Origin of the sequence: Nostoc sp. KVJ20 (genome assembly GCF_001712795.1) — a bacterium.
GTDB lineage: Bacteria > Cyanobacteriota > Cyanobacteriia > Cyanobacteriales > Nostocaceae > Nostoc.
The window spans coordinates 1-21385 of record NZ_KV757546.1; the positions used below are offsets into that span (position 1 = coordinate 1).

Here is a 21385-nt window from a genome sequence, read left to right on the forward strand (position 1 = left end):
CCTAGCCCTCCCCTTTATAAGGCTACGGTGTACACACAAGTCCTAAAAACCTAGCTTGATAAGCATTTCCTCGTTCCTCGTTCCCAGTCTCCGACTGGGAATGCATTCATTGAGTCTCTGACTCAATATTTGATTAGAGGCAGAGCCTCTAAACAGGCATTCCTATGCAGAGCATAGGAACGAGATAAACGAAAGAACAATGGGAAATTGATCTTTTTTCAACTTGTGTGTACACCGTAGCTTTATAAGGGGAGGGAACTGGATTTTATTGTTTCCCCCCTTTATAAGCTACGGTGTACACACAAGTACTATCTGAAAGGGTTTCAGGCGTTATAGACCCCAAAAATGGTCATGAAGAGCGCAGTGATAACGGAGCGAAGTAATCACATAATCCCGTAAGTTAAAGCGATTGCTTCGTCGTTCCTCCTTGCAATGACAGGCTTCAAGAGCGATCGCACAATCCTATTGCTAGAGGACGAAAACAAGTGTCAGGTGGAATTTCAAGACTTGTGTGTACACCGTAGCCTTTATAAGGGGGGACTAAGGGGGGTAATAATTCGATTAAAATCACAACATACTACTTTTCAAACATCCTCTAAGGTAATGTAGTTTTATTTACGATGAAGAAAGTCAGAGACAACACAATTAAGTTAAATCAATTTTTAAAATTGATGGGTATAGTGCCAACTGGAGGCCAAGCCAAGCTGATGATTCAAGGTGGGGATGTCCAAGTAAATGGTATGTTAGAAACCCGACGAGGACGGCGACTAGTACCAGGTGATAAAGTGACAATACAAGGACAGACTTTAGAGGTGAATTTAAACAATGAAGATGAAGATGTAGTCATATTCACCGAACAAACCGAGTAAGAAAGTCTATCCCAAATTTAAAAGTTTCTCTTTTTCCTTGTGAGTAATGCTGCAAATTTCCAACAAAGTTATTATCCCACAGACTGATATTGAAATTACTGCGATTCGCTCCCAAGGAGCCGGAGGCCAAAATGTTAACAAGGTTTCCACCGCGATCCACTTGCGCTTTGACATTGTGGCTTCGTCATTACCCGACTATTATAAACAACAGCTTTTAAAGCTGAACGATCGACGCATTACCCAAGAAGGAGTTGTCGTAATCAAAGCCCAGGAACACCGAAGCCAAGAGAATAATCGGGAGTCAGCCTTGAAACGACTTCAAGAACTCATTCAAAGCGCAGTTGTAGTGACGATAAAACGCAAACCCACCAAACCAACTCGCAGTTCTCAAAGAAAGCGCCTTGACTACAAAACTAAGCGCGGACAGGTTAAATCTAACAGAGGGCAGGTGACAGATTGTTGATTCATCGACTATTAGTAGAAAATATACGTATTATTCAATGTTAAAAAAGATGAATAAGACATTACTAAAGATTTTGATGTTTGGGCTTTTAATCTTGTTTATCCTCTCTCCCTTTGCGGCCCTTGCTAGTTTAATGTTTGTATTGTTAGTTGGGGCGTTTTTCTTTTTACTAGGAGACGTATTTCAAGCAATTATTGGTGGTGATACTGGCCCTAAAGAGTCACAAGAGTAAAATTCCCAATGAAAATAGGGATTTCCAGGACAAAGCTGGTTTCAAGCTGCGATCGCTTTAGCGTAGACAGTTTCCAATATGTCACATCATAAGTTGACATATATAATTTTTTATCAAACAAAAATTAAATAATTATAATACCGATTACCTGTGAGGTTGCATAGAACAAGTGGCTTGAGAAATTTATCTCACCAAGGCTGATTTTGTGTGGCTTCACAAAGAATTTGTATAACTATCAATACAAATCAAATCTCTAAATATGTATCTATACTAATCAAAAATATCCATTTTTTGGGGCATGATATTATTTGAATAATGCTCTATCTATTAAAATAAATACCTAAATCATAGTTAACATTGAGTAATAATTATATTTCCTGGGTATTGATACACTGAGTACTAATAGAGCTAAACTAGATAATAAGGAAAATTAAAAAGTTAGCATTCACAATATAATAGGTGTTAACAAAATAATTTTTTATAAACTTCAGAACAGCCTAAACACTTTTTTATAGTTACCTTAAAGCAGAATATATAGATGCGGATAATTGGACATATCAACTACAAAAGGTACTAACCATGAGTTCCCGCGCACTGCTGTTAGTAAATCGTCATGCCCGCCAAGGGGAAAAGGGTCTGTCGGAAGCGATTGAATATCTGAAGACACTCGACTTTGATTTAATTGAGGAATCTACAGAAAATCCCAAACATCTTGCTGAAGTTATACTTCGCTATCAGCATCAAGTTGACTTCGTAATTATTGGTGGAGGAGATGGCACTCTAAATGCCGCAGTAGATGCTTTAATTGATACTCAGTTACCTTTGGGAATCTTGCCTCTGGGAACTGCCAACGATCTAGCAAGGACTTTGGGAATCCCCAATTCCCTTAGCGAAGCTTGCAAAATTATTGCAGATGGAAATTTACAGCGCATCGACTTGGGTTGTGTAAACGGCAAGCACTTTTTTAACGTTGCCAGTCTGGGATTGAGTGTAAAAATTACCCAACGACTTACCAAAGAAGTCAAACGCCGTTGGGGAATATTTGCTTATGCCGCTACTGCATTGCAAGTACTTTGGGAAGCTAGACCTTTTTCTGCTGAGATTGTGATCAACGGTGAATCGGTTCGTGTCAAAACAGTGCAAATTGCTGTGGGTAACGGCCGCTATTACGGCGGCGGTATGGCAGTGGCCGATGATGCCACTATAGATGACCAAAGGTTAGACCTTTATAGTTTAGAAATTCAACACTGGTGGCAAATTATATTATTACTACCCGCAATGAGACAAGGGCGACATATACATTGGGAGAATGTGCGTTCTCTTCAAGGTCAAGAAATAAAGGTGTATACTCGCAAACCGCGCCCTATTAATACAGATGGTGAAATCACTACTTACACTCCTGCTCATTTTCGGGTTATACCTAGAGCTATATCTGTTTTAGTACCCTCAAAAATCAGGAGCTAGGAGTCATTCAATTTTAGATTTTAGATTTTCCTTCAATCCAAAATCTAAAATATCTCCCTCTGCTACAAATGTGGGAACTCGCATCAACTCACGCCAAATGCATCTGAGATTTTCTGAAGATATAAAGTCCCTGTTGCAACGCCTAGCAGAACAACCACTGACTCTAGGTGATATTCTGGCAGAAACCTCAGAACGAGGCTTCAGCCTGGTAATTACATTATTAGTTTTGCCCTTTTTATTTCCTATGCCACCAGGATTAACTGGGCCTTTTGGTGCTGCTTGTTTACTGTTATCAGTGCAAATGCTTTTAGGGAGGCGATCGCCTTGGCTACCCAAAAAAATCGCTAACTACCAATTTCCTCGTCCCTTTGCCCAGTTGCTTTTGCAAAATTTGGGACGTCTTACCAAAGTTTTCCAGAAAATCGCCCGTCCCCGATTGCCAAAAATAGCCCATAATCCTTTAATTTGGCGAATCAATGGGTTTTGTATCTCTTTATTAACAATATTACTAATATTACCAATTCCGTTTACAAATCCCATTCCCACTATAGGGATTTTACTTTTGACTGTTGCCACTATCGAATCGGACGGTTTATTAATTTGCATCAGCTACGGCATTACTGCCCTGATTACCTTGCTATTTGGATTTCTTGGTTATGCAGTATGGTTAGCTCCCAGTTTGCTGCCATCTATATTTAAATAATAAAAGCCCCCAACTAAAAGCTGAGGGCTGTAATTTATTAGGGTGCATCTACCATTTATTAATCCACTTTATTTATTGCCATATCCGGGTAAATTAGACTTTTGACAAAATTTATAGGAATTCGCTTTTATTTCTGAACGAATTTGCGTAGACAGGCAATAGGCAACAGGCAACAGGCAACAGGAAAGAGGGCTTCTTAGTTGTACTGAGTTTTTTCACCAAATCAAATATGAGTCCCATATTTTCTTACTTATTAAAAATATCAGCAATAAAAAAGCCTTCAACTAAAAGCTGAGGGCTATGATTTAATTAAGGTGCATCTACTATTTAGTAATCCACTTTAGCTATTGCCATATCCGGGCAAATTAGACTTTTAACAAAATTTATTTTTCCCGAATAAAAAATATCAGCAATAAAAAAAAGCCCCCAACTAAAAGCTGAAGGCTGTGATTTAATTAAGGTGCATCTACTATTTATATATCCGCCTTAGTTCTTGCTGCATCAGGAAGAATTGAAAAAAATGGATAGCTGTGGAATTGATTTCGTTAGCTACAACGCTAGTACTAGTACAGCACGGCGGAAATAAACCACCCATTCCCAATCAACAAAACCCTTACGCTGTCTTAGAGGTTGTTTGAAAAGTGTTTCGCTGTGATTTTAGGCACTTTAGATCCCCCCTAACCCACGCCAGTCGCTCCACTTGGGGAGACCCCAAGACCGCGCTGGCTCCCCTTAAAAAAGGGGGAACCGGAGTCAAAGTCCCCCAATTTATCGGGGGATTTAGGGGGATCTAAAACTTTTGATACCGACAAGAGTACTTTTCAAACATCCTCTTAATTTTTAATTTTTAATTCCGCCTTGCGGTACTAGCCTCAATGAGGATCACCTACGGTTTTTGACTAGGTAATCATTGACCGACTTCACAGTAATTTTACAATTATCCTGATTTTCCTCTAAATACACAAAGTTTCTGTTAATATCTCTGATCGGATATCCGCAATAGTACGAATTTAGTTTATTAGTTGGGTATATGACTATAAAAGTTAGACACACCCAACTTGATGAAGCGATCGCAATTTCTATTAGCCCTTGCTAGTCTTAGTATTGTCGGGGGAAGCTTTTTTCTGAGAACAAGTTTTAGCAATACTAGCGAACCTAAAATAATAACTGATACATCACGCTACAAAGAAATTCGGAATCAACTATGGTCTGATAATGACCAAGTAAAACATTTTCCTCATGACATTTCCTCTGATACAAAAGACTTTCGCATTGCTTATTCTCCCAAATCTTTGCAAGGAAGTAGTTTTTTTCAAATTAGGCTGAAAGAGCCACCACAAAAGATAGAAAAATTACTTTCACAATACAGAAGTAGTGCAAAACACAAATATAAGGGTGGAAACACAAACGACCACATAAACCAGCCTAACGGTGTTCCGACAACTTTCTTCTACACCAGTGATTCTCCTGCGGAATCTTTTCCAGCTAATTATGAAATACTGGTATTAAATACAGAGGACAAAGGTAGACCTGGCTTCAAGTGGAATCATGGAGATAGCTACGGCGTTGCTATTAATAGTTCTGCTTCAGAAATTATTTATTGGTCTGAAAAATGGTAATTAGCAATTTCAAATAAATTTGAATCACTATGATAAAAATTGTTCGCTGAAAGCAAAGCAAAGGGTTCTCGTAAGAGTAGCCGCTTCTCTACGTTCGCGTAGCGTGTCGTAGACAGACGCTTTGCGTAGCTTGCTTCGACATAGGAGTATGCGTCTACATAAATTGTCGCTACAGTCTGTAGTTTTGTATCAGTTTTATAGACGCATCTTCAAACAGAAATAGTATAAAACTGATTGATAATTATGAATTACCTTAGCCTATTTTGTATAAAAAGTAATAAGTACTAAGTGCTTCTCTTATACAAGAACACATCTAACTGCTACACTTCATAGTGTCGTGTTCAATTCCCAATAAGTTAAGCAATAGAGGTGTGCAAAATGAAAAATCTAGTAAAGAATCTTCTTGATGAACGAACCAAATCGGTGATTAGATCATCTGAACTATATCAAGCTTTATATAATAAAATGCATTCAAGTAAGCTAGCTGTTGAGGGCAAAAGGCTTGATATTTGTGCCAATGAAGTTGCTATCTATCTACTTCAGTCTGGTAAAGATAAATATGTATTACGTGATAAAATTTGTCTTGAAATTGGAAGTGGATGGTTGCTGACTCATTCGTTAGTCTTTTACCTTCTTGGAGCCAAAAAGGTTTATGCAACCGATGTTTACCCATTATTACAACCAGAAAATATTTTTAAAGCCGTGTGTAAGTCTGTAGATTGGAGTATCTTAGATAGTCTATCTACATTTGAAGATCGTGAGATTATCTACTTGCGTTTAAAGAAACTACTTTCATTAAAAAATTTAACCGTAGAAGTCTTACAAGACTTGGGTATAGAATACGTTGCTCCAATTGATTTATCTCAAAAACTACCTAGTAAAGGAAAAATAGATTTCATCTTTTCCAAATCTGTGTTGGAGCATGTACCAGTTGATGATGTTGTGCCACTTTTAGAAAATCTTGTAAGTAGCCTCTCTGAAGATGGCTTTATGTTTCATCTCATTCATTTACTTGATCATAAAAATTTAAAAGAAAGGCCATTTGATTTCTTTGTTTATCAACAAGAAGCTTACTCAAGAGAGTTACAATCAAGGTGGGGAAATCGAATTAGACGAAGCCAATGGAAGCAGATATTTTCTAACCTTAAGCACTTGGACTCTAGATTTGTATTTGAGTGGTCGTGCAAATACAGAGAATTACCAGAAAAAATTGACTCGTCTATTCAATATACAGATGAAGAAGACTTAAGAATCTCCCATATCGGTGTAGTTGGAGAATTCACATCGCTTCCGAATGTTAATTATTATACCAATTCTTGATGAACACTCATAGAAATAACCCAACCTCTCCAAGGCATCTCCCCGATGCCTTGGAGAGGTTGGGAGGCAATAGTTTTTGGATAAAAATCCAACAATCTCTCTTTTGGTCTGGGGAAAAATAATGTACAGCTTTACAGAGAATTGGTATTAGGAAAAGAGAAGTTTTGAGTGGGGGCTTTCTCCACTTAGGCTTTATTAGTAGGTAGCGCTTTTACTCTTTTGGGTATATCACTTTGGGTAGTTAAAACTTATAGCCACCATAGTTAAAATTTTAATGGTGCTTAAAAATAAAAACTATCTGAATATGTAGAATGCCAACTGCTTTAATTACTGGTGCCTCTAGTGGTATTGGTAAAGCCTTTGCTCAAGAACTAGCCGCACGCAATACAAATCTTGTACTTGTTGCTCGTTCCGAAAAGAAACTAAGCCAATTAGCTACAGAATTACGAGAACAACACAAAATTCAAGTAGACGTTATAGTAAAAGACCTCACCGAACCCAATGCAGCTGCTAGTGTGTTTGATGCCACAAAAGTAAAAGGCTTAACCATTGATTTGTTAATCAATAATGCTGGTTTTGGTTACTATGGCGACTTTGCTGAAGGTGATGGAGAAAAACAAGTCAAAATTGTACAGTTAAACATTTTAGCGTTGGTAGATTTAACCCATAAATTTCTCCCTTTGATGCGGCAACGTCGCTCTGGAAGTATTATTAACGTGTCCTCAATTACGGCTTTTCAACCAATACCATACCTTTCTGTTTATGCTGCCAGTAAAGCTTTTATTCTCAGCTTTAGTGAAGCGCTATGGGCAGAAAATCGTCAATATGGTGTACATATTTTAGTAACTTGTCCAGGGCCAATAGAAACAAACTTTTTTGCCGAAGCTAATTTTCCTCCAGCGCTAGCAAGCACTACAGATAAAATGTATTCTTCTCAAAAAGTGGTTTGGGAATCTTTAGAGGCTTTGGAAAAAGGCTATCCAACTGTTATTAGTTCTGATACTAACACTCAAATTAGAAGCAAATTATCTCGACTCGTACCGCGGAAACTTCTGCTGAATATGTTAGCAAAACGCTTTAAAGCCTAAGTATATTTTTATGAGTTAGGAGTTTTAACTCCTAACTTCTCACTCTTCACTGATTACACATACCTTGTTAATTGAACTCGGTAACGGTCTTTTTTTGTCACAGCGATTTCGCCAACTTCTAAACGTCCTTTAGAGCGAATGGCGATTAAGTCGCCTGATTTAACTTGAGAACTAGCTTGGGTAACTTCCTTCCAATTGACGCGGACATCACCGGCATCAATGAAATCAACCATTTTGCTGCGGGACATGCCAAAACCAGCAGATGCGATCGCATCTAATCGCAAAGAAGCTTCCACAGTAGTTAATTCTTTTTTCTTTGGTTCCCGAACCCTTAGTTCAGTTACCTCAATCTGCTGAGTTTTCACAGGAACCGATCGCACCTGTTTGAGGCTCATTTCCAAAAATTCCACCAACTCTGGTGCGACAATCGCCTGCGCCCCTCGTTCTCCCAAGACAATAACATCTCCCGTTTTTTCACGAACAATTCCCGTTCCCAACATTGCGCCTAAAAAGTCGCGGTGAGAGGCGGTATCAAATAGGAAATTACCAGCAATTTCCACAGCGACAAGGCTGACTTGAGATTGATCTAAGGGAAGTTCCGAACGAGCGATCACTATTCTTTGACGTTCAGCTTGCGGATATCCACCCCACGCCGTCAATTGCACTTCTGTTAATCGGTTAAACACCCGTTGAATTTCCGCCAATTCTGGAGGAGAGAGAAAATCAGTCAAAACCACTTCCCAAGTTTTGATGGCTTGCTCTGCTTGGTCGATTACCCTAGCTACACTATCTCGATTTTCAACACCTTTTAAAAGTTCTTCTCGTGGCAACATTCTTAAAAATTATGAGTTATGAATTGAGAATTAATCTGCTATGACAATAGGAATCCGCTTTGATTTCTGAACGAATTTGCGTAGACAGGCAATAGGCAATAGGGAATAGGCAATAGGCAATAGGCAAATAGGGAATAGGCAATAGGCAATAGGCAATAGGCAATAGGCAAATAGGGAATAGGGAATAGGGAATAAGGCTTCTTAGTTGTACTGAGTTTTTTCAGAAATCAAATATGAGTCCTATATCTTGATTTTAACTTTAATTCCCATTTCAGCAGATTTTTATCTCTACGAATTTGTTGCATTCCGAATTTTTCCAGAATGCAAATTGAGGCAGTGCGATCGTTCTTTTGAGTTTTGGGTGAGTAAAGGCAAAATTTACCAGTGTTTCTACTGCTTCAAAAGCAAATCCCTGCTGGCATCAGCTGATAGCACTTCCTATTGGAATTTGTTTTTGATTACAGCGACTTGAACCACCTCCAAAGAACAGGAAAGCAACTCAAGTCGCTGTGTCGGAATGTGTGAACTATGATTCATTCAATACACAGTATTGGTGTCAGCATAACCTTGGATATTTTCTGGATCAAATTGTCGTAATATTCGGGTTGCTTGCCGAGTGAGAGTTTCAGAACCTTGAACGGCAACTAAGTATTTACCCGCATCTAAGCGGTTGCGATAGGGTAAAGCATCACCACTCCCTATTAGTAAACCGACTCCACCACCCACAAGTACACCACCCATAGCACCACTAGCAGCACCTAGCAGTCCGCCAACGATGTGATTGCCAACTTCACCCGCCCAGGCAAAAGTCTCTAAACCAGTGATGAGGCTGAATGTAAAACCTGCAAAAAAGCCAAACGGTATCAGCCAGGTTGCCATCAGTTTTGCTTGCTTTTTAGCTTGGTCTTTGGGGTCAATTAAGCCAAACTCGTCAGCCGTTTTATATCCCCTCCCCAGGATGGTACTGTTTATGCCTTCTTTTTCTAAAGCTAAGTAAGCAGCTTCGGCTTGAATGCGGTCTGGTAATACGGCAACAAGGTAATTCATTGATTTTACAATTTGTCTAATAGAAGTTTTGCCTTAATTAACAGCGTATCAGTCCTGGTCGAATCAAACTGCTGTGCGGAGTCATTTGTCATTTGTCAAATGACAAATGGCACTAGGTTAAGACACGACACAGCCTTTGCTCTCAAAGCTTCCTAGCCTGGAGCCTGGGAAACGGCTCTGCCTTCTCTTTGTTGACGATAGGCAGCAGCCCTTTCAGAAGACATTCCCAGTCTTAATACCTACGGTGTACACACGAGTCGAATTACCCCCCTTAATCCCCCCTTGCCAAGGGGGGAAATATAAAATCTAGTTCCCTCCCCAATGCATCGGGGAGGGTTAGGGTGGGGTAATTCGAGGACTGGTAGTGAGAAGGACTTGTACACCGTAGGTATTAAGGCTGGAAACGAGGTGATAATTAGGCTACACAAGCCTTTGAGCTTTTCTTAGTCCTAACTAATGACCAATGACAAATGACAAATGACAAATGACTATTATGGATTTTTTAGCAACCCCCTGAAATACTGTGAATTACGAGTGGCGTTGGGTTAAAAAAGAAACATGAAAATCATCAAACCCATCACCAATTGGTTAGAAACCCGCGCTAGTGCCCCTGCATACGGCGGTTGGGTACTAGCAGCAACGGCGATTTGTTTTTTTGGAGCAGGTGTAAATACGATGGCTGGTTGGCTGTACGCCATTAGCGGCATCAGTTTTGCCCTTTTGGGTGTAGCAGCCATTTTACCGCCGCGATCGCTCACAGGTCTATCCATCACCCGCCGTCCTATGCAACCTGTTTCAGCAGGCGATGATCTGACTGTCGAGTTAGAAATCCGCAATCAGACACAGCAGCCTGTAACTTTGTTGCAAGTCGAGGATATGCTGCCTTTCGTTTTAGGGAAACCAGTACAAAAGGCGATAGAAACAATTCCTAGTCAAGGCAGTTACCGTTGGGTATATTACCATCCTACCCAGCGCCGGGGCGTTTATCGCTGGCACACAGTCGAGCTGGGTTCTGGTGCGCCTTTAGGATTATTTTGGTGTCGCCGTCAACGTGATTGTGCAGCCACAGCGATCGTCTATCCGACAGTGTTACCCTTAGCTACCTGTCCCTTAGTGGATGAAATGGGGCAAGAAGAGAGCAAAAGGGGCGATCCTCGTGGCAGACCCTTGCAGACAGCAACAACGGGGCTGGTGCGATCGCTCCGTCCTTACCGCGTTGGAGATCCGACTCGTCTGATTCACTGGCGGACTAGCGCCCGCTATGGGGAATTAAGGGTGCGGGAGTTAGAAATGGTGACAGGTGGACAAGAAATAGTTATTGCCCTTGACAGCGCTAGCAATTGGGAAGAAGAAAACTTTGAACAAGCAGTAATTGCCGCAGCATCACTGTATTTTTATGCACAGCGACAGCAATTACAGGTGCAACTATGGACAGCATCCACAAATTTAATAAAAGGCGATCGCTTTGTACTAGAAACCTTAGCAGCAACAACCGCCCTAGAAGATGCTAGTTCAGTAGTTCCTAAAAGCTGCTCCTTGATTTGGCTGACTCAAAACCCCCTGAGTCTCTCTACTCTTCCTCAAGGTAGCCGCTGGGTTTTGTGGCCAAATATTTCCTCACCACCAGAACAAGAAGTAATCAATTGGGAGCATCCTGGTATAGTTTTGGAAAGCGATCGCCCTCTGCAACCCCAGCTACAAAAAACATTACATTCGTATTGATCGATACCTTCACCAAAAAACTACACTCTAGAAGGGCTATACGAACAAAGCCTACCTTTACAATCTGTAAAGCTTTTAGCCCACGGAGGTGGGTTTTGTTCGTATAGCCACGACTTCTAGGCATTCTGGCAAAGTTTAAGTTAACTTTGCTTTAACTGTTTACGTCTTAATACCAAACCAGCATTTAAAGCCCCGATTGCCAATAGTGCTGGTAGCAATCTAGGTTCGGGAACAGATGTAGCTTTTTCATTAAAGGTAAAGTTATCTAGCGCAAACTGTGTCCCACTACCACCCGTCTCTACAAGATAATCTGGCTCAACTCCACCAAAGGACGTAAACCTTAATTCATCAACACCAAAATAATCAAAATTAACTAAAGTTGGCTGTGTCGTATCTACAACCACAGTTTTTGAATACAGGGTTGCACCGCTATTTAAACCTTCTACAGTAACCGAAAGACCATCATTCCAAGCAGCTGTTAAATAGGCACTGTTGAAGTCAAAAACATCATCACTGACTAAGGCCGGGTTTCCAAACCCGTTGAAAGCAACGTAGTCTCCTGACACTCTGCCATTGTCATAGCCTGTACGTGAGATAGCATTCGAGCCATTCGTGTAGTAAAAATTATCCCAATTAAATCCACCGTAGTCGTTAGGAATTAGAGTGAAACCTGAAATAGGCGCTATATCATCAAATGTTAAAACAGCTGCTTGTGCTACTGCTCCTATTCCCAAAACAATGATTGTTGCTCCGATCGCAGCAGTCGATAACTTTTTCGCAACGATTGAAGTGGTCATAAATAGTAGAAGTTGTAACTTTTGTTTTATGAAACACATCAAAGTTTACACTAGGTAGCAAAATAGACAAGTTCTTTTAATTATTTTTTTGATAAAATATTATAAAGTTATGATAAATAAAACTCAGTACAATGGATAAATCAAGTAAATAATACAAAAACTTGGGAAAGGGGCGCATCCCGTATCTACCCTTAGATGCGTCACAGCATCGTTTTTGGGTGAGAATAAATTAACCTCTTGACTTTTAAATTCTGCCTCAAGATGTAATTTGAATTTTGATTAGCTTAGAAGTTGTGATTTCCTAGATTTTATCTGATCCCAGCCCACCGGACATATCAGCCTTTGAACCAGCAAGGTTGGGGAAATCCACCCAGTAATCCTCACATGAGGCTGAGGTACAATGCAAAGAAATATTTAAATTATGAGCGACATGATCACATCAGAACATAACACAAAATCCAGCGATAAAAGCCTAGAGGCAATGCGGCATTTTTCCGAACAATACGCCAAGCGGACTGGAACATACTTCTGTTCTGAACCTTCTGTTACCGCAGTTGTGATTGAAGGACTAGCTAAACATAAAGACGAACTAGGTGCGCCTTTATGTCCCTGTCGCCATTATGAAGATAAAGAAGCTGAAGTCCATGCCACGTATTGGAACTGTCCTTGTGTGCCAATGAGAGAACGCAAAGAGTGCCATTGTATGTTGTTCCTCACCTCAGACAACGAGTTTGCTGGAGACAAACAAGACATCTCTCTCGAAACAATTAAAGAAGTCCGAGACAGTATGGGATGAGCGAAATCATCCCCCAAGAGTTTTGGCAAGGCGTAGAACAATTTAATTCTGGTCAGTTCTACGCTTGTCATGACACTTTAGAAGCTTTGTGGATTGAAGCCAGCGAACCAGAAAAAACTTTTTATCAAGGTATTCTCCAAATTTCTGTAGCCCTATATCATTTGGAGAATCGGAACTGGCGAGGTGCAGTTATTCTATTGGGAGAAGGCGGCAATCGCCTACGGCGTTACCCATCTAGTTACGGTGGCGTTGATGTAGATGAACTATTGAGTCAGAGCGCAGCATTGTTGACGACATTACAACAAATAGGGCCAGATAAGATTACATCTGGCGATTTGGGAAAAGATCAAATCTTATCTTTACCTAAAATTGTGCTGACTACTGATTAGACTTGTGGTGAAATTAGTTATGCGTTGCCCCAAATCCTTGCTAGGCAGAATTCATGTAATTCTGCCTACATCATTTTTACCGAGGATGTTGGAGGCAGATAGCGCAGCGTTAGCGAGTCCGCGAGCGTCGGGCAGTCAAGAGTAGAGGAAAACTGCCCGACGTTCCAGGATGAGCTACCGCTGCGCTATCCTGCCTCCTGCCTCCTGCCTCCTTCAATCAGATACCAATTACCTGAAACCTTGAGGTTGGGGGTAGCGTCACTATTTCAGCCAGTAGTTATCGTAAATCACTCCAGATTGTATATTTCATATCTGGATAAAGTACTTGAGATAATTAGAATACAAGCTGCAATCCTGAATCCCAAACTCCTATGATGCCCTGCTATCAATTGCCCATATCACAAATGCGTCGCTTTGGATTAGCTTTAATGCTGCCAGCTGCACTCTTGGGCGCTTTTACATTCCCTACCCAACTGCAAACCGCTACTGCACAAACATCTGAAGCAAATCGCCCTTTGACTATCCGTGCTGATGTGCAAGAATATGACGCCAAAAACCAAGTAATCACCGCTCGCGGTAATGTGCAAATGTTGTATCCTTCTCGCCAACTTCAAGCAACATCTGCCCAAGCACAGTACTTTAGTAAAGAACGCCGAATTGATTTCACTGGCAACGTCTATATTTTGCAACAGGGTGGTAACAGTATTCGGGCAGAGAAGGTAACCTATTTAATTGATGAAGGCCGATTTGTCGCTCTCCCTCAATCCAACCGTCAGGTAGAGTCCATCTACATGATTCAGGAATCAGAGAATAATGGACAAACTGCGGCACCTGCCCCACAGACACCGGCATTCAAGCCTTCTAATTAGCATTTACCACCAAGAAAGGGTGCCTCCAGCGTGAAAATTGTTTTAGAGAATATTCACAAATCTTACGGTAAGCGAGTAATTGTCAATCGTGTAAACCTTTCTGTTGCTCAGGGCGAAATCGTTGGTTTGCTAGGCCCCAATGGGGCTGGTAAAACAACGACCTTTTACATTGCGACAGGTCTAGAAAAACCTAATCAAGGAAAAGTCTGGCTAGGTAATCTGGATGTTACGGGAATGCCAATGCATAAAAGGGCACGATTGGGTATTGGTTATTTAGCACAAGAACCAAGTGTTTTTCGCCAACTCTCGGTACAGGATAATATTCTGTTGGTGCTAGAGCAAACGAATGTGCCACGATGGGAGTGGTCAAGACGACTGACAACTTTACTGCGGGAGTTTCGGTTGGAAAAATTAGCCAATAGCAAGGGCATTCAACTTTCTGGTGGTGAGCGACGGCGGACGGAATTAGCAAGGTCTTTAGCGGCTGGGCAAGAAGGGCCAAAATTTTTACTTTTGGATGAACCATTTGCAGGAGTTGATCCGATCGCAGTTTCAGAAATTCAGCAAATCGTGGCACAACTGCGCGATCGCGGTATGGGAATCTTAATTACAGATCATAATGTCCGCGAAACCCTGGCCATCACCGATCGCGCCTACATCATGCGTGAGGGACAAATCCTCGCTTTTGGTGGTGCTGACGAACTCTACGGCAACCCCCTCGTGCGGCAATATTATTTAGGGGATAATTTTCAAGTCTAAATTCATAATTATTTAGTTAATAATTTCAAAGGATATTTTGATTTTTATTCTTAAACATGAATTTATTAGTTAATCTTTTGCTATTTAAAATTAAATTCTGATACTAAATACAGTAGATATGCTTTGCTTCACCAGGGTTGCCAATATTTAACTGTTAAATCGGCTTATGATATCAAAGAAGTTCACGTCTTTTTACAGTCTCCATTCGCTGCTGCCTTTTACGATCATGGATCGCTATCTTGCCAGCGAATTGTTAGCGCCGTTTTTCTTTGGTGTCGGAGCTTTTTCATCAATTGGCGTCACTATTGATGCTGTATTTGATCTGGTCAGAAAAATTGTAGAATCTGGGCTACCCATAGATATTGCTATTCAAGTTTTTTTGTTAAAGTTTCCCAACTTTATCGTTTTAGCTTTTCCCATGTCTACGCTGCTGGCTACTTTGATGACCTACAGTCGTCTTTCTAGCGAGAGCGAACTAATTGCCCTGCGTGGTTGTGGAGTCAGCGTCTATCGCATGGTGCTAACTGCTGTGATGTTAAGTCTTGTGGTTACAGGAATGACATTTGTATTTAACGAACAAATTGCACCAGCAGCAAATTATCAAGCAGCAACGACTTTAGAGAAAGCCCTGAAATCAGACAAACCAACTTTTAAACAGCAAAATATTTTCTATCCTGAATATCAGGATGTTGTTCAGCCAGATGGTTCTAGGAGTAGGATATTGACACGCTTGTTTTACGCCGACCAGTTTGATGGTAAGCGTATGACAGGTTTGACGATTATAGATCGCTCAACAAAAGGTCTGAATCAAATTTTGGTATCTGAATCCGCCCAGTGGAATCCTTCTCAAAGTGTTTGGGATTTTTACAACGGCACGATCTATTTTGTCGCTGCCGATCGCTCTTATCGCAACATTGTTAGATTTGAACAGCAACAACTGCAACTACCGCGCACGCCATTAAGTCTGGCAGAAAAAAGCCGAGACTATGGTGAAATGAATATTTCTGAAGCATTAGATCAACTAGAAGTAGAATATCTTGGTGGCGATCGCCAAAAAATTCGTAAACTCCAAGTGCGGATTCAACAAAAAATCTCTTTACCCTTTGTCTGTGTAGTTTTTGGCTTGGTAGGTGCAGCGATGGGAAGCATACCCCAGCGGACTGGAAGAGGTACCAGCTTTGGGATTAGTGTCGTAGTAATTTTTTCGTACTACTTAATTTTCTTTATTAGTGGTGCAATGGCACAAGCAGGTGTCCTCTCTCCCTTTATGGGAGCTTGGTTGCCCAACTTTGCTTTTTTGGGAATAGGTCTATTCTTATTGATGCGAGTTGCGAAACGGTAAATTGAGGGGCATAGGGCATTGGGCACAGGGGAAAGACTTACTGCAACTTACCCTCTGCTCCCCTGCCCCCCTGCTCCCCTGCCCCCCACCTCAATTACGGGTAATAATTTCGGCATTCGGGCGCATCTGGATTTTCCTTGCAGTATTCTTCAAAAGAGACTTTGGCTGATACCATACCCTCAGATTTTTGATGAGCTGCTTCTGCTTGGAGTTCTTCTACTTCATCCCAGGCGACTGCACAGGGTTTAGAATAAGCACCTTGTTCGGTGCAAATAGCACGAGCCTGATCAATTGCTTTTTTAATTCTCTCTTCCAGCAGTAACCCTCTTGGCGCTTCCACAAAGTCGCTTTTAGTCAAAATGTCGGTAATCGAAATGATGCCCAGCAGCTTGCCTTGAATCACAGGCGCTCGATGAATACCAGTGTTAGCAAATAACCGCGCTACATATTCCACACCCAAATCAGGATTGACCACAATGCAGGGCTTGCTCATAATTTCATAAACCCGTACTTGCTTTGGGTCTTTACCGTAGGCTGTTATCTTATAGACAATATCTGTTTCTGTGACAATACCATAAGCATCATTGTCATAACGGCGATCCACAACCAGCGCCCGCAATCCTTTATCTTTCATCAGCCCCACCGCTTCAGCAACAGTTGCCGAACCGCGAATGGTAACTACCTCTTTGGTCATGATATCTTCAGCTTTCATCATTGCTGTAGTCTCCTGGTTAATAGTCCGGTGCAGCACAGCGCCCTCATGGACGTATCGAAGCATTGCAGCGCACAGTTTGCTAACTAGAAAGTAAAAAAGTTGCCAGCTACAACAATAAGTTAGACCAGTTGTCAACTTCTGATGTTATCCAATGTGACCAAATAATTACTAATTCGTAATTCGTAATTCCTAATTCCTAATTTAAGAGGGTACAGCAGTCTTTGAAAGCGCTATATTTAGAGCCATTTATTTTTTGATTGCCGACAATTGCCACATTTTCCAGAAATAGCTAGAAGTCCAATTAGTAATAATGTGAGCGACAATCGGCACTAATAAGTTGCCTGTGAGTAGAGCGCTATATGCTAATATCATCCCGACAATCGTTGCCCAAATTACATAGGGCCATTGTTGGGAACCGCTAAGATGTAAGATGCCAAAGCAAAGACTGGATACAATTACAGCTGTAAAATCAGAGCCTAAAGCTGGCAGCATCACACCTCTAAATAATAATTCTTCACTCAGCCCTGGTAGCAACCCCAGCCAAATTAAGTCTGGTAAAGCTAAAGGTTTTAGTACCACTTCTAGGTAATAATCTGCACTTTTACGATAGGCAGTCCAAAGGCGATAAGTTAAGCCACTTAACGCGGTGATGAGGAATCCCAATCCTACGCCTAAAAGCAACTCTCTTTGGTTCAAATCCCAAGAAAATAGGGAAAAGTTGCCAAAGTATAACGAAAGTTTGGCGACTATCAACAAAATGATTGCAGTCGCTCCCATCGCTCCAAGTACTTGTATGCGTGTCAGGTATGGAATTTCTGGCTCTTGCTTTTGTTGTTCAACCACGGGTTTTTAATTTTTAAGGGGCATTGGGCATTGGGTATGCGGGGTAGAGAAGCAGAGAGAGAATGACAAATAACTAATGACAAATAACTAATGACAAATGACTAATGACTAATTGGCTGCAAAGGTAATAATTTGGGACGGAGAGCGGAAGGATTGATACCTGCTTTGTGTGCTACCAATACACCTACTGCTTCTAAATATGAGTTTACCTGTATAGATTTGATCCCCAAAGGTTGGGCAGGAACTTTTATCAGAGTTTTATTTTCTTCTACTGTAATTATTTGGCATTGTCTTTGGCTTAAACTCAGTAAGGCACTGCTACCACAAGCATTTGCAGGTGCGATCGCAGCATCTACTTCATCTGCCCAAATATCTCCTTGCTGTGATGCTATTGTTCCTCTGTCTACTATAAATTGTGGGGCACGACTTAATCCTACAAGGACGCACGGCAAAAAAGTATAGCCCAATTCTTCGGCGGCGGAACGGGGAGATAAATTAGGTTGTGGAGGTTCGCTCAAAAGGGCGGGAGAATGGGCGCAAGGAATTTGAAAGGTTCGCACTAGCAAATGGCTAATTACGGCTTCTGCACCCGCTAAGGAATCAACACCTTCACCCTGGCGGTATTTTTGTACTGCTTCCTCATCCATATCATCAGGGAAACGAGCAACAACTGCGATCGCTTCTGCCCCCGCTTTTTTAATTAATATCTCAGCTGCCCTTAACAAGCTATCTGGGTTGCCAATTGTTCCCCAACTCGCTCCCGATGCTGTAGTCCGTAGTTCTACATTTAATGGTGCATCAGTAATTACATAATCTGTTAAGGTCAATCCTAGAGTGGCTCTAACTGCATCCGCTGCTTGTATATGTCTTAGCCGTAACTCTGGCTCAATGGCTTGGTCTAAAAGCAAACCTACTTTGTTGTTGCGGACTGGACGCAAACCCCAGCATCCAGAGGCAAATTTGTCAAGTCCATAACCTTCAACATAGAAAGCATTTGGCAGATTCCAATACAAACTTGCGCCATTCAGGACATTGGGGTGAGTAATTAGGCGATCGCAAACCTGTGCTATAAGTTTGGCAACAGGTAAAGCATCTCCTGCATAACCCCCAATGGCAGCCCCAACGCCTGTTGGTACGATTAAGATAGCGGTGTATGGACGATTCATCTTAAGTTATGAGTGCTGAGTTATGAGTTATGAGTTTATGAATAACAAGCCATCAAATACTAACTCCTAACTCCTAACTCCTAACTTCTAACTCCTAACTATTGACTGTAGTCACCACAGCTTCAACTGTAGCTTTTTGTTCGTCAGCATCTACAGAAGTAACTGCCCAACGCAGAGGTTCGCCTTGTTTCTTTAACTCTGTTTCAATGACTTCTAGTAATTCTGCGGGAGTTTCTTGTAAATCAATTTCTGCGGTAATAAAATGAGTCGTCATTTTGGTAAATCCTGTTGATTTGTAGTTTCTAGAATAACTGATATCAGTTGCTATAAAATCCTTGTGTTATTTATAAAGTACTTAGAGGATGTTTTAAAAGTATTGGGCGAATATAATTTGCTACTACACAAACATTCGCCCTTGGCGTTCCCGCAGGGTAGGCCACCTCCGTGGACTAAGAAAAAATTAAGGGTTTTTAACCTGCGGAGGCAGGTTTTGTCTGTGTAGCCGCGACTTCTAGTCGCCAGGGCTTTACAAACATCATCATGATAACTGTTCTCTGATTATTTGCCTTTGCCAAATTGTAACTGATAAAGTACATCTTCCTTTTCGGTCTGAATTTTCAAATCAGAAAGGGGTTTGGCAACACAAAGCAATACGTAACCTTGCTTTTGCAAATCTGGACTAACGCCCATACCATCAGCTTGATCTACAGTTCCCTCGCTTATTTGACCGGCGCAAGTTGTGCAGACACCTGCATTACAAGAACTCGGCAGTTCCAAACCAGCAGCTTCGGCAACTGATAAGATCGTTTCATTTTCAGGAACTTGCAAGGTATGAATTTTGCCTTGGTGATCAATTTCTACGGTGTAAGTTTTGGGCATATACAAAAGAAGCGTGATGCAACGGACAAATTTATCAGTTTATCTGAATTAGTTAAAAATATCCAGATGTTACCACAAAAATTTAGGTAAAAGATTGATAATAATAGCAGCTAATTCTGAATATTTTGTATGTTTGTAACATTATTTACAATATAATACACAAATAAATTAGTTAAATTTGCTTACTATAAAATATTCGCGTAGACGTAGCCCGCCGTAGGCATCGCGTTTCTTGCGATCGCTGTAAATCAACAATATACACTATGTAGCGATGGTTGCACTCACCAACCAACTTTGGTCATCAATATTACAATGTTGACTCTTAAGGTTACAGCATAAAGCCTTAGAGCTAGAACATAAAGCCTTAAGGTTATAACATTAAGCCTTCAGGTTACAAAATTAAGCCTTAAAGCAAGAACATAAAGCCTTAAAGTTACAACATTAAGGCTTAAAGTTAAAGCAATATGGAATACAGACTATTTGTAGGGGCATAGCAATGCTCATTGGTGTTAAACCCTTATTCCACAGGCATTTTACCCCACCCTAACCCTCCCCTTGTAAAGGGGAGGGAACTAGATTTCCGGCTTCCCCCCAATGCATCCTACGGTGTACACACAAGTCCTAAAAACCTAGCTTGATAAGCATTTCCTCGTTCCTCGTTCCCAGTCTCAGACTGGGAATGCATTCATTGAGTCNNACTTGTGTGTACACCGTAGCCCAATGCATCGGGGGGATTGAGGGGGGTAATTTGACACCTATGATAATGCCCTATTATCTATTGCTTAAACATAATATTATTTTGCTGAAAATCAACCTTTGATTGTTAAAATCCGAAAAACCACGGACACAAATAAAAACTTTTACTAAAAAAAATGCGCTTTTTGCTGAACCAGAATCCAGGTTAATTGAGAGAAAATAGTTCTGTAAAGCTTTGAAAAGTGTAAAATTATGACTAGAAGAAAACGTAGTTCCCGGATTCTAGAAAAAGCTGAGTTTAGAGTTGCCGGTCTGAAAGCTATCGATCCAAATATAAATTTTGATGATACTTACAACTTGCAAAACCTGACTCAATTAATAGACAATTTTCACAATATGCTTGATGATTATAACGCTGCTATAGCTATGATTGACTCTTCTAGAAAAAAACTGGATGAGATGGAAAAAACCTTAAGTCAGGTTTCAGATAAAATGCTGACTGGAGTTGGTTTCAAATACGGCAAAAACAGCAATGAATATGAACTTGCAGGCGGCGTTAGAGACAGCGAACGTATCCGTAAAAGCAGATTGACACGCTTGAAATCGAACACAGATAAAAAATTAAATGAAAATGCAATAACCGCCACGCCCTAGCGGGAAGTCAAAAGGATTATAAAATCTGTTTTTAACTTTTTTAGAATAGTATCTTTGACATACTCACCGAGAAAGAAGAGTCGGTAATTTTGGAGTAATAAGTAATAAGCAATAAGTAAA

23 protein-coding genes are annotated in these 21385 nt (G+C 40.8%); 15 read left to right on the top strand and 8 right to left on the bottom strand.

Going from position 1 to position 21385, the window contains the following annotated elements:
• Nucleotides 1-620: 620 nt before the first annotated feature.
• The 8 genes from A4S05_RS02240 (at nt 621) to A4S05_RS02275 (ending at nt 7758) form a co-directional block, all read left to right on the top strand.
• Complete coding sequence (locus A4S05_RS02240; protein ID WP_069068196.1) at nt 621-869, top strand: RNA-binding S4 domain-containing protein; 249 nt, start codon at nt 621-623, stop codon at nt 867-869.
• Between the two features lie 46 nt (nt 870-915).
• A complete protein-coding gene (gene arfB / locus A4S05_RS02245) occupies nt 916-1332 on the top strand; it encodes an alternative ribosome rescue aminoacyl-tRNA hydrolase ArfB (RefSeq protein WP_069068197.1) in 417 nt (138 codons plus the stop codon).
• Between the two features lie 49 nt (nt 1333-1381).
• Complete coding sequence (locus tag A4S05_RS02250; RefSeq protein ID WP_069068232.1) at nt 1382-1564, top strand: hypothetical protein; 183 nt, start codon at nt 1382-1384, stop codon at nt 1562-1564.
• A gap of 579 nt (nt 1565-2143) precedes the next feature.
• Nucleotides 2144-3028 carry a lipid kinase gene (locus A4S05_RS02255; RefSeq protein WP_069068198.1) on the top strand — a complete coding sequence of 295 codons (885 nt, stop codon included), beginning with the start codon at nt 2144-2146 and terminating at the stop codon, nt 3026-3028.
• A 97-nt stretch (nt 3029-3125) separates the two neighbouring features.
• Nucleotides 3126-3731 (top strand): exopolysaccharide biosynthesis protein, encoded by a 606-nt coding sequence (locus A4S05_RS02260; protein ID WP_069068199.1) that lies wholly within the window; start codon nt 3126-3128, stop codon nt 3729-3731.
• Between the two features lie 1061 nt (nt 3732-4792).
• Nucleotides 4793-5350, top strand: coding sequence for a hypothetical protein (locus A4S05_RS02265; protein WP_069068200.1), 558 nt, complete (start codon nt 4793-4795; stop codon nt 5348-5350).
• Between the two features lie 378 nt (nt 5351-5728).
• On the top strand, nt 5729-6670 hold the full coding sequence (locus A4S05_RS02270; RefSeq protein ID WP_069068201.1) for a class I SAM-dependent methyltransferase: 942 nt from the start codon (nt 5729-5731) through the stop codon (nt 6668-6670).
• A gap of 311 nt (nt 6671-6981) precedes the next feature.
• Nucleotides 6982-7758 (top strand): SDR family NAD(P)-dependent oxidoreductase, encoded by a 777-nt coding sequence (locus A4S05_RS02275; RefSeq protein WP_069068202.1) that lies wholly within the window; start codon nt 6982-6984, stop codon nt 7756-7758.
• Between the two features lie 53 nt (nt 7759-7811).
• On the opposite strand, the gene A4S05_RS02280 is transcribed toward A4S05_RS02275, so the two are convergent.
• Nucleotides 7812-8591 carry a photosystem II electron transport protein, Sll1252 family gene (locus A4S05_RS02280; RefSeq protein ID WP_069068203.1) on the bottom strand — a complete coding sequence of 260 codons (780 nt, stop codon included), beginning with the start codon at nt 8589-8591 and terminating at the stop codon, nt 7812-7814.
• Between the two features lie 537 nt (nt 8592-9128).
• Nucleotides 9129-9638: a hypothetical protein gene (locus tag A4S05_RS02290; protein WP_069068205.1), complete on the bottom strand. Its 510-nt coding sequence runs from the start codon at nt 9636-9638 to the stop codon at nt 9129-9131.
• Between the two features lie 558 nt (nt 9639-10196).
• Here A4S05_RS02290 and A4S05_RS02295 point away from each other — a divergent pair.
• Nucleotides 10197-11360, top strand: coding sequence for a DUF58 domain-containing protein (locus A4S05_RS02295; protein WP_069068206.1), 1164 nt, complete (start codon nt 10197-10199; stop codon nt 11358-11360).
• A gap of 140 nt (nt 11361-11500) precedes the next feature.
• On the opposite strand, the gene A4S05_RS02300 is transcribed toward A4S05_RS02295, so the two are convergent.
• Nucleotides 11501-12157, bottom strand: a complete 657-nt coding sequence (locus A4S05_RS02300) for a PEP-CTERM sorting domain-containing protein (RefSeq protein WP_141699625.1) — start codon at nt 12155-12157, stop codon at nt 11501-11503.
• A 430-nt stretch (nt 12158-12587) separates the two neighbouring features.
• Between A4S05_RS02300 and A4S05_RS02305 the strand changes: the two genes are divergently transcribed.
• The 5 genes from A4S05_RS02305 (at nt 12588) to A4S05_RS02325 (ending at nt 16312) form a co-directional block, all read left to right on the top strand.
• Nucleotides 12588-12953 (top strand): ferredoxin thioredoxin reductase catalytic beta subunit, encoded by a 366-nt coding sequence (locus A4S05_RS02305; protein WP_069068208.1) that lies wholly within the window; start codon nt 12588-12590, stop codon nt 12951-12953.
• Nucleotides 12950-13342, top strand: a complete 393-nt coding sequence (locus tag A4S05_RS02310; RefSeq protein WP_069068209.1) for a DUF309 domain-containing protein — start codon at nt 12950-12952, stop codon at nt 13340-13342. Before A4S05_RS02305 ends, A4S05_RS02310 begins: the two co-directional genes overlap by 4 nt.
• Before the next feature lie 371 nt (nt 13343-13713).
• Entirely contained in the window at nt 13714-14211 is a 498-nt protein-coding gene (locus A4S05_RS02315; protein WP_069068210.1) for an LptA/OstA family protein, read from the top strand.
• Between the two features lie 30 nt (nt 14212-14241).
• The gene (lptB, locus tag A4S05_RS02320; RefSeq protein ID WP_069068211.1) at nt 14242-14970 is read left to right on the top strand and encodes an LPS export ABC transporter ATP-binding protein; all 729 of its coding nucleotides are present in this window, start codon (nt 14242-14244) and stop codon (nt 14968-14970) included.
• A 226-nt stretch (nt 14971-15196) separates the two neighbouring features.
• Nucleotides 15197-16312, top strand: coding sequence for an LptF/LptG family permease (locus A4S05_RS02325; protein WP_069068212.1), 1116 nt, complete (start codon nt 15197-15199; stop codon nt 16310-16312).
• 94 nt (nt 16313-16406) lie between these two features.
• On the opposite strand, the gene A4S05_RS02330 is transcribed toward A4S05_RS02325, so the two are convergent.
• The 5 genes from A4S05_RS02330 to A4S05_RS02350 all read right to left on the bottom strand — a co-directional run bounded on the left by A4S05_RS02330 (nt 16407) and on the right by A4S05_RS02350 (nt 19915).
• Entirely contained in the window at nt 16407-17027 is a 621-nt protein-coding gene (locus tag A4S05_RS02330) for a CP12 domain-containing protein (RefSeq protein ID WP_176726896.1), read from the bottom strand.
• A 246-nt stretch (nt 17028-17273) separates the two neighbouring features.
• The gene (locus A4S05_RS02335) at nt 17274-17870 is read right to left on the bottom strand and encodes a CPBP family intramembrane glutamic endopeptidase (RefSeq protein WP_069068213.1); all 597 of its coding nucleotides are present in this window, start codon (nt 17868-17870) and stop codon (nt 17274-17276) included.
• Between the two features lie 101 nt (nt 17871-17971).
• Entirely contained in the window at nt 17972-19036 is a 1065-nt protein-coding gene (locus tag A4S05_RS02340) for a DUF3326 domain-containing protein (protein WP_069068214.1), read from the bottom strand.
• Nucleotides 19037-19130: 94 nt separating this feature from the next.
• The gene (locus tag A4S05_RS02345) at nt 19131-19310 is read right to left on the bottom strand and encodes a hypothetical protein (RefSeq protein WP_069068215.1); all 180 of its coding nucleotides are present in this window, start codon (nt 19308-19310) and stop codon (nt 19131-19133) included.
• A 284-nt stretch (nt 19311-19594) separates the two neighbouring features.
• Complete coding sequence (locus A4S05_RS02350; protein ID WP_069068216.1) at nt 19595-19915, bottom strand: 2Fe-2S iron-sulfur cluster-binding protein; 321 nt, start codon at nt 19913-19915, stop codon at nt 19595-19597.
• A 948-nt stretch (nt 19916-20863) separates the two neighbouring features.
• Here A4S05_RS02350 and A4S05_RS02355 point away from each other — a divergent pair.
• Entirely contained in the window at nt 20864-21265 is a 402-nt protein-coding gene (locus A4S05_RS02355; RefSeq protein WP_069068217.1) for a hypothetical protein, read from the top strand.
• Nucleotides 21266-21385 lie beyond the last annotated feature (120 nt).

What these genes read in the sequence shown, in the direction of transcription:
- A4S05_RS02240 (WP_069068196.1), top strand. Translation starts at nt 621, where the DNA reads ATGAAGAAAGTCAGAGACAACACAATTAAGTTAAATCAATTTTTAAAA.
- arfB (WP_069068197.1), top strand. Translation starts at nt 916, where the DNA reads ATGCTGCAAATTTCCAACAAAGTTATTATCCCACAGACTGATATTGAA.
- A4S05_RS02250 (WP_069068232.1), top strand. Translation starts at nt 1,382, where the DNA reads ATGAATAAGACATTACTAAAGATTTTGATGTTTGGGCTTTTAATCTTG.
- A4S05_RS02255 (WP_069068198.1), top strand. Translation starts at nt 2,144, where the DNA reads ATGAGTTCCCGCGCACTGCTGTTAGTAAATCGTCATGCCCGCCAAGGG.
- A4S05_RS02260 (WP_069068199.1), top strand. Translation starts at nt 3,126, where the DNA reads ATGCATCTGAGATTTTCTGAAGATATAAAGTCCCTGTTGCAACGCCTA.
- A4S05_RS02265 (WP_069068200.1), top strand. Translation starts at nt 4,793, where the DNA reads ATGAAGCGATCGCAATTTCTATTAGCCCTTGCTAGTCTTAGTATTGTC.
- A4S05_RS02270 (WP_069068201.1), top strand. Translation starts at nt 5,729, where the DNA reads ATGAAAAATCTAGTAAAGAATCTTCTTGATGAACGAACCAAATCGGTG.
- A4S05_RS02275 (WP_069068202.1), top strand. Translation starts at nt 6,982, where the DNA reads ATGCCAACTGCTTTAATTACTGGTGCCTCTAGTGGTATTGGTAAAGCC.
- A4S05_RS02280 (WP_069068203.1), bottom strand. Translation starts at nt 8,591, where the DNA reads ATGTTGCCACGAGAAGAACTTTTAAAAGGTGTTGAAAATCGAGATAGT.
- A4S05_RS02290 (WP_069068205.1), bottom strand. Translation starts at nt 9,638, where the DNA reads ATGAATTACCTTGTTGCCGTATTACCAGACCGCATTCAAGCCGAAGCT.
- A4S05_RS02295 (WP_069068206.1), top strand. Translation starts at nt 10,197, where the DNA reads ATGAAAATCATCAAACCCATCACCAATTGGTTAGAAACCCGCGCTAGT.
- A4S05_RS02300 (WP_141699625.1), bottom strand. Translation starts at nt 12,157, where the DNA reads ATGACCACTTCAATCGTTGCGAAAAAGTTATCGACTGCTGCGATCGGA.
- A4S05_RS02305 (WP_069068208.1), top strand. Translation starts at nt 12,588, where the DNA reads ATGATCACATCAGAACATAACACAAAATCCAGCGATAAAAGCCTAGAG.
- A4S05_RS02310 (WP_069068209.1), top strand. Translation starts at nt 12,950, where the DNA reads ATGAGCGAAATCATCCCCCAAGAGTTTTGGCAAGGCGTAGAACAATTT.
- A4S05_RS02315 (WP_069068210.1), top strand. Translation starts at nt 13,714, where the DNA reads ATGATGCCCTGCTATCAATTGCCCATATCACAAATGCGTCGCTTTGGA.
- A4S05_RS02325 (WP_069068212.1), top strand. Translation starts at nt 15,197, where the DNA reads ATGGATCGCTATCTTGCCAGCGAATTGTTAGCGCCGTTTTTCTTTGGT.
- A4S05_RS02330 (WP_176726896.1), bottom strand. Translation starts at nt 17,027, where the DNA reads ATGATGAAAGCTGAAGATATCATGACCAAAGAGGTAGTTACCATTCGC.
- A4S05_RS02340 (WP_069068214.1), bottom strand. Translation starts at nt 19,036, where the DNA reads ATGAATCGTCCATACACCGCTATCTTAATCGTACCAACAGGCGTTGGG.
- A4S05_RS02345 (WP_069068215.1), bottom strand. Translation starts at nt 19,310, where the DNA reads ATGACGACTCATTTTATTACCGCAGAAATTGATTTACAAGAAACTCCC.
- A4S05_RS02350 (WP_069068216.1), bottom strand. Translation starts at nt 19,915, where the DNA reads ATGCCCAAAACTTACACCGTAGAAATTGATCACCAAGGCAAAATTCAT.
- A4S05_RS02355 (WP_069068217.1), top strand. Translation starts at nt 20,864, where the DNA reads ATGACTAGAAGAAAACGTAGTTCCCGGATTCTAGAAAAAGCTGAGTTT.